The organism is Anaerocolumna sp. AGMB13020 (assembly GCF_033100115.1).
GTDB lineage: Bacteria > Bacillota > Clostridia > Lachnospirales > Lachnospiraceae > Anaerocolumna.
Genome location: NZ_CP136910.1, coordinates 2,720,163 through 2,732,981 on the forward strand (window position 1 = coordinate 2,720,163; position 12,819 = coordinate 2,732,981).

Annotated in this window: 13 protein-coding genes and 1 tRNA gene; all 14 read right to left on the reverse strand. The window is 39.1% G+C overall.

Annotated elements, in window-relative coordinates; all coding sequences use genetic code 11:
* Positions 1-63: 63 nt before the first annotated feature.
* On the reverse strand, positions 64-1,041 hold the full coding sequence (locus R2R35_RS10955) for an ABC transporter ATP-binding protein (RefSeq protein ID WP_317734560.1): 978 nt from the start codon (positions 1,039-1,041) through the stop codon (positions 64-66).
* A complete protein-coding gene (locus tag R2R35_RS10960) occupies positions 1,031-2,041 on the reverse strand; it encodes an ABC transporter ATP-binding protein (protein ID WP_317734562.1) in 1,011 nt (336 codons plus the stop codon). Before R2R35_RS10960 ends, R2R35_RS10955 begins: the two co-directional genes overlap by 11 nt.
* A gap of 23 nt (positions 2,042-2,064) precedes the next feature.
* A complete protein-coding gene (locus tag R2R35_RS10965; protein WP_317734563.1) occupies positions 2,065-3,108 on the reverse strand; it encodes an ABC transporter permease in 1,044 nt (347 codons plus the stop codon).
* Between the two features lie 9 nt (positions 3,109-3,117).
* Positions 3,118-4,035 carry an ABC transporter permease gene (locus R2R35_RS10970; RefSeq protein ID WP_317734564.1) on the reverse strand — a complete coding sequence of 306 codons (918 nt, stop codon included), beginning with the start codon at positions 4,033-4,035 and terminating at the stop codon, positions 3,118-3,120.
* Between the two features lie 724 nt (positions 4,036-4,759).
* Positions 4,760-6,094: an NADP-specific glutamate dehydrogenase gene (gdhA, locus tag R2R35_RS10975; RefSeq protein ID WP_317734565.1), complete on the reverse strand. Its 1,335-nt coding sequence runs from the start codon at positions 6,092-6,094 to the stop codon at positions 4,760-4,762.
* A 238-nt stretch (positions 6,095-6,332) separates the two neighbouring features.
* Complete coding sequence (locus tag R2R35_RS10980) at positions 6,333-7,043, reverse strand: hypothetical protein (protein ID WP_317734566.1); 711 nt, start codon at positions 7,041-7,043, stop codon at positions 6,333-6,335.
* 196 nt (positions 7,044-7,239) lie between these two features.
* Positions 7,240-7,311, reverse strand: a tRNA-Glu gene (locus R2R35_RS10985).
* Positions 7,312-7,412: 101 nt separating this feature from the next.
* A complete protein-coding gene (locus R2R35_RS10990; protein WP_317734567.1) occupies positions 7,413-7,937 on the reverse strand; it encodes a GNAT family N-acetyltransferase in 525 nt (174 codons plus the stop codon).
* A 109-nt stretch (positions 7,938-8,046) separates the two neighbouring features.
* The gene (locus tag R2R35_RS10995; RefSeq protein WP_317734568.1) at positions 8,047-8,412 is read right to left on the reverse strand and encodes a hypothetical protein; all 366 of its coding nucleotides are present in this window, start codon (positions 8,410-8,412) and stop codon (positions 8,047-8,049) included.
* 125 nt (positions 8,413-8,537) lie between these two features.
* Positions 8,538-10,253: a M3 family oligoendopeptidase gene (locus tag R2R35_RS11000; RefSeq protein WP_317734569.1), complete on the reverse strand. Its 1,716-nt coding sequence runs from the start codon at positions 10,251-10,253 to the stop codon at positions 8,538-8,540.
* 177 nt (positions 10,254-10,430) lie between these two features.
* The gene (locus tag R2R35_RS11005) at positions 10,431-11,078 is read right to left on the reverse strand and encodes a pentapeptide repeat-containing protein (RefSeq protein WP_317734571.1); all 648 of its coding nucleotides are present in this window, start codon (positions 11,076-11,078) and stop codon (positions 10,431-10,433) included.
* A 313-nt stretch (positions 11,079-11,391) separates the two neighbouring features.
* The gene (locus R2R35_RS11010; RefSeq protein ID WP_317734572.1) at positions 11,392-11,673 is read right to left on the reverse strand and encodes a hypothetical protein; all 282 of its coding nucleotides are present in this window, start codon (positions 11,671-11,673) and stop codon (positions 11,392-11,394) included.
* A gap of 29 nt (positions 11,674-11,702) precedes the next feature.
* Complete coding sequence (locus R2R35_RS11015) at positions 11,703-12,422, reverse strand: PdaC/SigV domain-containing protein (RefSeq protein WP_317734573.1); 720 nt, start codon at positions 12,420-12,422, stop codon at positions 11,703-11,705.
* 67 nt (positions 12,423-12,489) lie between these two features.
* Positions 12,490-12,774, reverse strand: coding sequence for a 30S ribosomal protein S18 (rpsR, locus tag R2R35_RS11020; protein WP_033164398.1), 285 nt, complete (start codon positions 12,772-12,774; stop codon positions 12,490-12,492).
* Positions 12,775-12,819 lie beyond the last annotated feature (45 nt).

The window sequence follows — 12,819 nt, forward strand, 5'->3', positions numbered from 1 at the left end:
CTTTTAAGGTTTATTTACAATTCACCGTTTACGGTGAGATTGGGCAAAATCAGGGAACCGTTGTTATTTTACACGGTCGAGGTGGTGGCAGGCTGCATAATGTCCGGCGGATACTTCCTTAAATACCGGTTCTTCGGCAGCACATCGCTCATCTGCATATGGGCATCGGGTTCTGAAACGACATCCGGAAGGCGGGTATACAGGACTTGGTACATCTCCCGCAAGGACTATACGCTTAGAGCTTCTTGTGGTTTTGGGATCTGCAACCGGAATTGCAGAAATCAGGCTTCGTGTATATGGATGAACACTATGTGTTGTTAATTCATAACTGTCTGCTAATTCTACCAGCTTACCCAGATACATTACGCCGATACGGTTGGAAATATGCTTTACAACACTGAGGTTATGGGAGATAAACAAATAAGTTAGTCCCATATTCGCCTGCAGTTCTTCAAACATGTTGACTACCTGGGCCTGAATGGACACATCCAGGGCAGATATCGGTTCATCACAAACAATAAATTCCGGATTAACTGCCAGAGCTCTGGCTATTCCTACGCGCTGGCGCTGTCCGCCGGAGAATTCATGGGGATAACGATTTGCATGCTCCGTATTAAGACCAACAAGACTCAACAGTTCTACAATACGGTCACGGCGTTCTTTTGCATTGGTTGCAAGCTTGTGAATATCTATGGCTTCCCCTACAATATCACCAACTGTCATACGAGGGTCCAGACTGGCGTAAGGATCCTGAAATACGATCTGCATCTTTCTGCGGTAAGGAAGCATTTTAGCATGAGTAATGTCTTTACCATCATATATTATCTTGCCTCCGGTAGGTTCATGGAGCCGAAGGAGAGTTCTGCCGGTAGTTGTCTTGCCGCAACCGGATTCTCCTACCAGACCGAGGGTTTCTCCTTTGTTTACATAAAAGGATACGTCGTCTACAGCCTTTACTACTCTTTTCTCTCCGAATTTTCCGCCATGTACGGGAAAATACTGTTTAAGGTGCTCTACCTCGACCAGTTTCTTATTTTCCATTGGTCTGCACCTCCCCTTTTTCAAATTTCTCTTTATCCAAGAGCCAGCAGGCACTGTAATGGTCCTCTGCCACCTGTGTATACTCAGGCATTGTACGAAGACAAATCTTCATACAGGCGCGGCAACGAGGTGCAAACGGACATCCGGCCGGTGGATTCAACATATCTACAGGCTGACCTTCAATTGGAATCAGCTTCTTATGGTCTGTGTCATTCAAGCTTGGAACACTTTGCAGCAGTCCTTTGGTATATTCATGAGACGGATGATAGAAAATTTCATCTGTTGTTCCTGTCTCGACAACCTTACCGGCATACATTACAGCTATTCTGTCACACATTCCGGCTACTACTCCAAGATCATGGGTTATTAGAATAATGGCCATTCCAAGCTTATTCTTAAGTTCCGTCATCAGCTCTAAAATCTGTGCCTGAATGGTCACGTCAAGAGCTGTTGTGGGTTCATCTGCAATCAGCAGTTTCGGTTCACAGGCAAGAGCCATGGCAATCATAACACGCTGACGCATACCGCCTGATAATTCATGAGGATGCTGTTTCAGACGCTTCTCCGGCTCGTTGATACCAACCAGCTGAAGCAGTTCCTTTGCTCTGTCATAAGCCTGCTTTTTGTTTTTATCTGTATGGAGCAGGATTGCTTCCATAATTTGATTACCGACAGTGAATACGGGATTTAAGCTGGTCATAGGATCCTGAAATATAATGGAAACCTCATTACCGCGAATCTTACGCATTTCTTTTTCTTTCATCTTATTGATGTGATGGCCGTTGAAATAGATATCTCCACCAATCATACGTCCCGGATGTGCTGTAATTCCCATAAGGCTGTAAGCCGTTACGGATTTTCCGGAACCACTCTCTCCAACTATCCCCAGCACTTCGCCTTCTCTGACAGACAAAGAGACATCATTAAGGGATTTTACTTCACCTGCAGGGGTAAAGAATGAGAGACGCTCATTTTTTATATCAACTAAATATTCACTCATTTTAAGTTACTCCTCTCCACCTGTCAGCTCTTCATTTTGGGATCGAATGCATCACGCAGACCGTCACCAAATAAATTAAAGCTGAGGATAATGAGACTGATAGTGATAGCCGGAGCTATCAGCAAATATGGATAAGTATTCAAACCATTTACGGCATCACTTGCAAGGGAGCCCAAGGAAGGAAGCGGAATCGCAACACCTAATCCTAAGAAGCTTAAGAAGCTTTCCGTAAAAATAGAGGCTGGAATCTGTAAGGTTGTTGTTACAATCAATGTACCGATACAATTGGTCAGCAGATGCTTGCGGATAATACGTCCGTTGGAAGCACCCAGTGCTTTGGCTGCAGTCACATACTCACTTTGTTTTAACGTAAGTACCTGACTTCTTACGATACGAGCCATACCAACCCAGTAGAGCAGTGCAAATACCAGGAAGATACTGATAAGATTAACACCGACTGTCTGTATCCATTGAAATCCCGGCTTAGTAGCCAAAGTTTTCATAGGCTCATTTATAGCAAAAGATATTAATACTATCAATAAAATATCCGGTACCGTGTATACAATATCCGCCAGACGCATCATTATCATATCTGTCCAGCCGCCAAAGAAACCGGCTACGGAACCGTAAAGTGATCCGATTATTAAAATGATTCCTGAAGCGATAAGACCGACCAACAGAGATATTCGGCTACCCACCATTAATCGTACTGCATAATCACGACCCAGGTTATCCGTTCCCAGGAAATGTGGGAATACCTTCTCGCCGGAATCAATCCTTGCCTGCTCCTGTACGGAATAGGTCATAGGCTTTAAGTACTCCGAGCCCTGAATCTGCTGGTCATATTTATAAGGATAGAAACCGGGAACGAAAAAGGAAAATATCATTATAAACAAAATGATAGCAAGGCTTACCATTGCAACCTTATTCTTACCCAATCTTTTTAATGCATCTTTCCAGAAGCTTACACTGGGGCGCATCAGCACCAGGCTCTGCTTCTCATCATCAGTAGCGGGCAGAAAATCATCTACCTTTAACTGAAAGCTCAATATATTCTTTTCCTTCATATCTTCCTCCTAATTCAGCTGAATACGAGGGTCAATTAGTTTATAAACAATATCAACCAAGGTATTCATCACGATAACAAGCGTTGCAAGAAAAATGGTAGTTCCCATGATAACGGTATAATCGCGATTCATAATAGAACTTACGAACTGACCGCCAAGGCCTGGGATAACAAAGATCTTTTCAACGATGAAACTGCCTGTCAGGGTGTATGCCAACAGGGGACCCACATAAGTAATTACCGGCAGAATCGCGTTACGCAGAGCATGTTTGAAAAGGGATAAGAACTGAGAAACACCTTTTGCTCTGGAGGTACGGATATAGTCCTGTCCGATTACATCCAGCATAGATGAACGCATCAATCTGGTAATGTAAGCTGTAGGATAGAAGGAAAGTGCAAAAACCGGCAGGATATAATGTAATGGTGTAGTAAGTCCAAAGGTGGGAAGCCAGCGTAAATGCACACCGAATAGGTACATACCCACCGTACAGATAACAAAACTTGGTACTGCTATTCCACCCGTAGCTATGACGATAATAAAGTTATCCAGCCATTTACCTCTGTTAACTGACGCTACACAGCCAAGGGGTATTCCTATCAGCAGAGCAACCAGAACGGAGATGCCTCCAAGCCTTGCTGAAATCGGAAATTTACTAAAAATGATATCGGTAACATCACGACCCCTTTGCTTTAAGCTGAGACCTAAGTCTCCATGAAGTGCGTTAACCATATAATTTTTATACTGCACAATCAGTGGCTTATCCAGACCGAACTTTTCTCTCAGCGCCTGCTGAGCCTGCTCACTGATGGATTTTTCTGCAACGAAGGGACCGCCTGGTACCAGGTTCATAAGGAAAAACGTTATGGTGGCAACCAGAAATATGGTCAGGATTGCCGCACCCACTCTTTTAAGAATGTACTTACCCATACAATAACCTACCTTTTATCTTTTATTATAACACTATGATATATCAAATATTAATTGCAAACCCTTTAACCAGAAAGACAAATTTACCCAGAAATAAAAAAAATTGCACCTATGGTGTGTATTTTATACACATCCTTGTGCAAATTCGAGTTGGTAAATTATATATTATAACCAATATATGTTAAGTATCAGCAATTTATATATCACTTTTTAAAGAATAGTATAAAACATTATAAATGTCAAGTGTAAACAAATACCTGTACTTTGCTATGATAAAATCCTACATCTTTATTACATTTTCACTAATAAAAAAACATTTTCCCCAACCAGTAAATGCTTTATAATCCGCTGTTTTACTGTATAAACAATGATTTTTTACCTTTATGTAAATAACATGTATACAATCTCATTATAGCCGGTACGACGGTACATTCCCACAAAATCTTTTTGGATAATTGAGGAATTGTTGTATGATTTTATATTTTATTCTATTAAAATATTAACAATACAGTTGGATATAATCTCTCCGACTCCTTGCACTATCATGTATAAAAACCAGGAATTACTGTGAACTCTATGGCGGCAGCTTATCGGTTATCGTCAGGTTCATCCAGCAGTAATTCCTTTTATTTTATGAAATTCATTCCTCTGTCCGTGTATGTCTAAAAATTATCGTTTTTTTGTGTTCCATCTTACAGCCCGGAGCCTGCAATAAACACACTTTCTACCAGATACCCTGTGCTATCATAGCTTCCGACACCTTTAAAAAGCCTGCAATATTAGCGCCTAGAACATAATTGTCTTTCGCCCCGTATTGCTCTGCTGCTTCAGACATATTAACAAAAATATTCCTCATGATCTTCTTCAGCCTGTCATCCACTTCTTCAAAGGACCAGCTGAGTCTCTCACTGTTCTGGGACATCTCAAGAGCAGAAGTAGCAACACCTCCTGCATTGGCCGCCTTACCAGGAGCAAATAATACTCCTTTTTCCTGCAGAAAGAGAGTAGCATCAAGAGAGGTCGGCATATTGGCACCTTCTGCTACTGCAATACAGCCATTTTCCACCAGAACCTTTGCATCTTCTATGAGTAATTCATTCTGTGTAGCACAGGGCAGTGCTATATCACATTTAACACTCCATACCCCTTTGCCCTCTTTATACAAAGCTTGTGGACGGTATTTTATATATTCTGTGAGCCGGGCTCTTTTTACCTCTTTTATTTCTTTTAATGCGGCTAAATCTATTCCTTCCGCATCATATACCCAGCCATTCGAATCACTTACCGTTATTACTGTAGCGCCAAGTTCCTGAATTTTTTCAGCTGCGTATATGGCTACATTACCGGAACCGGATATCGCTACCTTTTTACCGGCAATGGAATGACCATGAGCTTTTAACATTTCCTCGGTCAGATATACAAGACCATATCCGGTAGCTTCCTTTCTGACTAAGGAGCCACCATAAGTCAATCCTTTACCGGTCAGCACACCCTCATAAGTTCCCCTGATCTTCTTATATTGTCCATACATATAGCCGATTTCTCTTGCTCCGGTTCCGATGTCACCTGCCGGTACATCCGTGTCGGCACCTATATACTTATATAACTCTGTCATAAAACTGGTGCAAAACGCCAGTACTTCTCTATCAGATTTATTCTTTGGATCAAAATCAGAACCACCTTTACCGCCTCCTATGGGCAGACCCGTAAGTGAATTCTTAAATATCTGCTCAAAACCCAGGAATTTTATAATTCCGATATTAACGGAAGGGTGAAGTCTTAATCCCCCCTTATAAGGTCCAATGGCATTGTTGAACTGAACACGGTAGCCGGTATTCACCTGTACTTTACCGCTGTCATCTACCCAGGGAACTTTAAACTTTATCTGACGGTCGGGTTCAACCAGACGCTCCAGTAAAGCTTCCTTACGAAATTTTTCTTCATTCGCCTCCACTACAGGACGTAATGACTCCAATACTTCTTTCACTGCCTGGTGAAATTCTGCTTCTGAAGGATTTTTGCGAATCACCATATCAATAATTTCATTTATATAATCCATGCTTCTCCTCGCCACCTCTCTTAGCTGTATGAATTATTGTGGCCTACTCTTAAATTTTCATACAGCCTGAGCTGCCAAAGCCATACAATTTCCCGGCATCGTAGCTATACCAATATATGTAAAACAAAAAAGGGTAACACAAAGACAGGGTTACCCTTTGGCCTCGCTCAAAATAATTATAAGCGATATCTCGTTATTTTTCAACAGTTTAATTTGATGCAGTAATAAAGCTTCCTTATTATATGTAAAATAAATCCGATGCAGCAACTGCCAGCAGCAGTTCCTTGGGGATTGTTATTTTATATCTGTTCACTTTATGTTCTATCTTTTTGATATCTCTCAGATACGTTATTATACTGTTATAATTAAATACTTTTTCAACAAGGAAGACTCTCTTCGTAAAATGGAACAGGATTTCGTACTTAACACCATTTTCCAGATCTATAATACATTTCTCCAATACATTAAAAGAATCGTCGTGTTTCTTGATACATCGATAAACAACGGAAGCAGATATCCCTTTTTGCTTGAGCAGCTTTATCAGCGACAAGCAGATATACTCATGGGTATTGGTTTGAAGGTTTTTGTTCCTGTATTTTTTTGGTATTGACAGCAATCCCTCCATGAAAACCTTTATCAGGTCGGAAGATTTACTAAAATATTTTGTGTTCATATAGATCCTTCCGGTAAATGGGCCAAGATACATATATGAATTAATCTTTATAAGAGCTGTTGCATAAATCACTTTTATGGCGATCCAGCAAAATACTGTTATCGAAAAAGCCCAAACAGCTAATCTGGGAGCACGAAGCAAATATGTGATAATTGAACTATAGGATTTCAATAATAGTTCCAGTAACATCAGTTCAAGAAACAGAATTACAAAAATAAATAGATATAATTTCCTTAGAAATGCATAGATAACAGATAGTTTAATAATCTTCAGCATAACCCCCTCCTTTTACCTGGTGTCTTCCGTACGATTAAATAGTATAGTAATATCTTGTAATAGGCAATAAAAAATCCATAAATATCCAGACCACTGGCACCCCATAGACTTTCTAATATGCGCTGGTAAAAAAATAAGCCGCTACCAAGTGTATTATCATCACTTGATAGTGGCTTATTAACTAATTACCTATGAGCAGCTCGTAGGGGAATCGAACCCCTGTTTCCGCCGTGAGAGGGCGGCGTCTTAACCGCTTGACCAACGAGCCTTAAGAACAATATTTATAATATACTATCTCAAGGAAAAAGTAAAGAGTTTTTTTAATTTTTTTTATTTTTTTAATTATCCTGATAATTTACACTTCTTTTGCTATGTCAATTCTTTCACAAAAAACAGAATCAATTCATCATCATTTTCACAAGTTCCATAAGGTTCCAGAGGTTTGTCTTTATACCAGACTCCAGATCCATCGGGGATATACCCCCTCTTTACATACATTCTTTGTGCTGTTCCATATCCGATGTGCATGCCAACAGCCAGTGTTACATAATCACTGGCTTCTTTTGCAAGCTGCTCTGTGACATCCATAAGCTTATTACCAATTCCTCTTTTCTGAAATTGGATCAATACGTTAAAATCTACAATCTCAGGATAACCTTTGTCAGCAAAAGGCCCAACTGCCGCAGAAGGAAGCAGTGTGACATATCCGGCTGTACAGCCCTTATACTCAGCGACAATAACTTTTCTTATGCCGTCATCTTGTTCCTTATAATATTTTTGAAACTGCTCTGCAGGTTTATTCCATCCCTGACTGGCAAATCCCTGTACAAAAGCTTCCGTGTCAGTATAAGCCATTGAACGTATTAACAAACCATCTCCATTAAAATAAATCATTTAATCCCCCAAGTTTCTACATTAAACAAATAATTTCTATCGGCTACCAAACTATATTTTTTGTGAATTTTCTAACACGCTTCAACTAGTTTTTTTCTACAGATTCACCCTACTCCTCCAGAAATATTTCCAAATACCCCTGTACTCTTGCTTTGGGATAACGGTTTTCTAAAAGTCCGAACTCAGGGTCATAATATTTGCCTTTATAATAGACTGCCCAATGGCTATAACCCGGTAATAAAAGCTTCAGAAGACACACCTCTGGTAAAGGAGAAGAATTATCTGCTTTTGTCATGGTTTTTCCATGCCTTATTCCATAATGGGTAAGGGAGTCTGCTATTTCTTTTTTTGAGGTTCCTTTGTCATTGTTCATTAATTGTATAACCGCTTCCACAGTAACCCCTGCGAGCATTGCTACACAAGCCTGTCCGCATAAATACTCTGTAGGCTGCTTGATAAAATTAATTTCCATCATCTATTCCCCTCTCTCTTATAAAGCTTAAGTGATAAAACTACTCTTTTCAATAATATCCAAAGGTTATATGGGCCACCTTTGTAATCAGTGGCCCTTATACGCTCAACTTAATTATAGTTTTTATATTATAGATTCTCCAGCATAGTATTAACCATCTTATAAATATAGTCAAAACAGTCCTTGTTAAAAGGAGAACGAAGTCCGCATTTCTCTATGATTTCAGGAAAGGTCATTGTACCTGCTGCCCCCAAAAACGATAGATATCGTTTCCAGGCACTATCCATGTCCTCTAAGGATTCTGCAAAGAACTGGAAGGCCAGTGTCTGAGCCAGTGCATAGTCAATAAGATAGAAGGGCATTGCGTAAATAACCGTCATATCCTGCCACATACAACCCCAGGAATCAAAGGGCAGGTCTGAATAATCAATATAGGGGTTGTACTTCTTATGTATTTCTTCAAAAGTCCTGTTCCGTTCCTCCGGCGTCATATCAGGATTATCATAGATAAGATGCTGAAATTCATCTCCGATGCAGATTGAGCTGATGAAATAAGCGGAATACTCAATTTTCTTCTGTTCATATTTTTTCAGGTTGTACTCATCGAAGAAAAGATAGTCATACTTGCTGGTAATCAGCTCCATTGTCTTTGAATGGGTTTCTGCTATTTCCTGTCCCAGAGGATTTCTTGATTCCACTAGCAGGACCGGCTGTTCCGTGGAAACCTTACCTGCAAAAGAATGCCCAAACTCATGGGTAAATACTTCCAGGTCAGACTCATTCCCATTAAAACGACCAAATATAAAGTTCTCGTTATAAGCCGTGAAGTCCATGCTAAAGCCATCATAAGGTGCTTTCCCCGGACGGTCAAACAAATCCATTAGTTCATTTTCAAGCATGAAATCGATATATTCACCGGTATCTTTACTCATTAGATGAAACATTTCAACACCAGCTTTGATAAAATCATCCTCTTTTACTTTCATAACAGGACTGCCGTCTTTGAACCGCATAGGTGAATCATAAATTCGAAAAGTAGGCACCTCCAAACGTTTACGTTGTCCTTCTTTTAACTCTACTATGAAAGGCACCCATTTCTTAAGTACCTCCTGGCGAAAGATTTCAACCTCTGAACGACCATAGCCAATTCGTCCCCTTAGTATGTATGCAAGTTCGGTATAGCTTTGAAAGCCCAATTCCTTTGCCTGCTTGGTACGGTTTTTAACCAGTTTATCAAAAATTTCATCCAGTTCCTCTCTATTCTCATAAAACCAATGATTATAGGTATATAACGCATTGCGGCGCTCCTCCCTGTCTACTTCATAGAAGTAGGTTTTCATTTTAGATAGAGGTACTTCTTCCCCTTTGTAGTTAACTGTGGCTGTTGCAAATAGTTTCATATATTTTGTGACTAATTCATTTTCTTCAGCCATCAGAGGCAGAATGGATTCATTAATAGCTTTTGTTTCTGCTTCCCATTTATAGAAAATAGTATTGCCCAACCGTTCTTTCAGTTCTTCAATATAAGGAGAGTTTACCATAGCTTCCTGTATCTTCGTCTCTAATTCTTTTATCTCCGGCTGCACATTGTCCCAATATTCCTGCTCTTTGCTATAAAATTCATCGTTTACATCAAGATAAGTTCTGACTTCACTTATTTCCTGCATCGTGACAGCTTTATATAACATTTTCTCATATTCTCTGAACAAATCCTCCTGCTCTTTGGCACTGCCTGCTTTCTGAATCCGCTCTAAATAATCCTTCATCCCTGCCATTACTTCCTCAATATCTGGTCTTACATAAAGCATTTCACTAAACTTTACACCTTTTTGTACTTCAGCCATTCTGCTTTCTCCTTCTACTCTGCTGTTAATAATAACCCAAGAATTCCAGTCATCTGGTTTTTTGCTTGTTTGCTATTATAGTCGAAGGAGCCAAAAATATCTACTAATTTTTACAAAAGCGACATCTTTTAAATATAATAATTTGAAATCTTAAGAAGCACACTGAAATATGTTATATTATTTAACCTCAACTCCTAAAAAACGAGCTAAGGCTGCAGCTTGATATGTATCCACGATTGCTCCGGCCAGTTCTTTGTAACTGTCCGACAATACGATTCCATCAATAGAGCTATCTCTAAAATCAATTCCTTTTAAAGGTGTTTTGAAAAAATCGCAGTTATTAAATTCTACCTTTTGAAGTTCGATCTCTTTTAGTATACATTCTGCCAATGCTGCATTTCCAAAGTTTGAAGCAGTTATCATTACCTTCTGAAACTTTGAATGCTCAAAGTTAGCATAGGTAAAATTCCCATCATTAATCAACACATGCTTGATGGTTGAATTCTGAAATTTACTCCCCACCCCTTTGCAGGAGATAAATTCCACCTGACTAAAATAACAGTTTTCAAAATTGCAATTGGAGATATCACAGTACCTGAAAGAAACATTCGTAAAACCTGCTTTGTTAAAATTACAGCTTACCAGCTTGCAATTGTCAAATTCAACACAGTTATAATCTATCCCTGACAGGTCTTCTCCTGACAGATAATCTGATGAGAACCTTAAGCTTTCCGCGGATTGTTCCAATGCCTGCAGTTCAATTATTTGATTTATCAGTGGGCCTGCTTCTCTTAAGCTTGTTATTTTCGGTTCATTTATCTTCATTTTTTTACCTTCTATTGTCTCAAATCACTTTGAGGCATGTCCGTTACTACTGCTATACAGATATTAATAACGGGCTTTCCTTTCACAATTCTACCTGAACTATCTTTCTATTATTATAATATATATTCATCGATAATTACAGTTAAAAAGTTCCTCCAAAAATATTAAAAGCTCCGCTGGTACCAGCAGAGCTCTTAATATTTTCGTTATTACTATCTCTATCTTACCATTGTAAATGTTGCTAAAACGCCTTCCCTTCCTATTGACAACATGTTACAAACTGTTTTCCTTCCATGTTATTGCATATTGATGATCAATCCAGGAGAGCTGTTACGATTATCTGTGCGTAGCGGGTAATCTTTTTTTTCGCATCATCCTGTACTTCCATAATCAGATTAAAATAATCCCCTGGTCTGGCATCCTTTGGAACTGTAAAACGAGTGCGAAAAAGCATTGGTTCCCAGTTCAGAGACAGCTGTTTGCCATATTGAAAAATCTCCGGTTCGCCTTCATAATAAGTCCCATCTCCGAAAAGACCATATTTAGACATCAAGGCACCATGGTCATACTTAACCCTCTGTAGCTTCTCTGACATCCCCTTCAAAGGCAATATATAAACATAACTTATCTCTTAATGGAAAAGATATCCCAGCCAGTTCCTCTTCCTAATTCATAACTCTCAAAGCAAATATAAATTTTACTTTTGCTCAGATAAAATTTATAATCCTTTAACTTACAGGACTTAATATAATCGTAGGCACTCTTATCAAAATCGTTACCGGAAGTAAGATATTTTTTAGCGGCTGCCAATATATTTTTCTTGATCGTATCCGGTTCTCCCGGAGCGACCTCCTTTAATGCCAGCTTTGCGCCTCTCTTTAAATCAAAGGTATATCCATAATCTGCTTGATTATAAACTCCGCCTGCATACCAACCATTTATCATATGCAAGCTAATGATGGAGTCGTCGCTATAGGTCACCTTGCAATCTGTTTTATAATAATATTGTTCATCCTCGTCATAAAAAGCATTATTCGCAATTGCTGATTCTGCGTATTCTTTCAAACTTGCAGCACTCTCACTCTGCAAATATGCTTTACTCTCTTTTTTTAGTATATCATTAATTTTCTTTGCAGCACTTGTATCCCCTTTTATAACAGGGTATTGAAAAGAGATAATACCCCTTACTTTCCCCTTCTTATCTTTAAAAGTCACCTTATCTATTTTCATTGTATATTCTGCTTTTGTTGCTGATGCAGCAAAAGCTACCGGTCTTGAGCCTAACATAAAGATTGCTATAATAACCAAAAAACAGATTACCTGTTTTAATTTATAACTTTTCATATAAGAATCTCTCCTTCTAATGATTGCAAAAAAGCCGTTACATAAGTCATGTAACGGCTTTACATTATTAATCCAGTGTGTAAGGCATAAGTGCAATGTGTCTTGCTCTCTTAATTGCTACTGTAAGAGCTCTCTGATGTTTTGCACAGTTTCCGGTGATTCTTCTGGGAAGAATCTTACCTCTTTCGGATACGTATCTCTTTAACTTGTTAACATCCTTATAGTCAATTCCTGTATGGTTCTTATCCGCACAGAATACGCAAACCTTTTTTCTTCTACGAGTATTTCTTCTTCTCATAGGTGAATCGCCTTTATCATCTCTATTGTTTCTGTCATTTTTATTGTATGCCATGACTTGACCTCCTTATCCAATGAATAACTGATTATTCTCTATTCT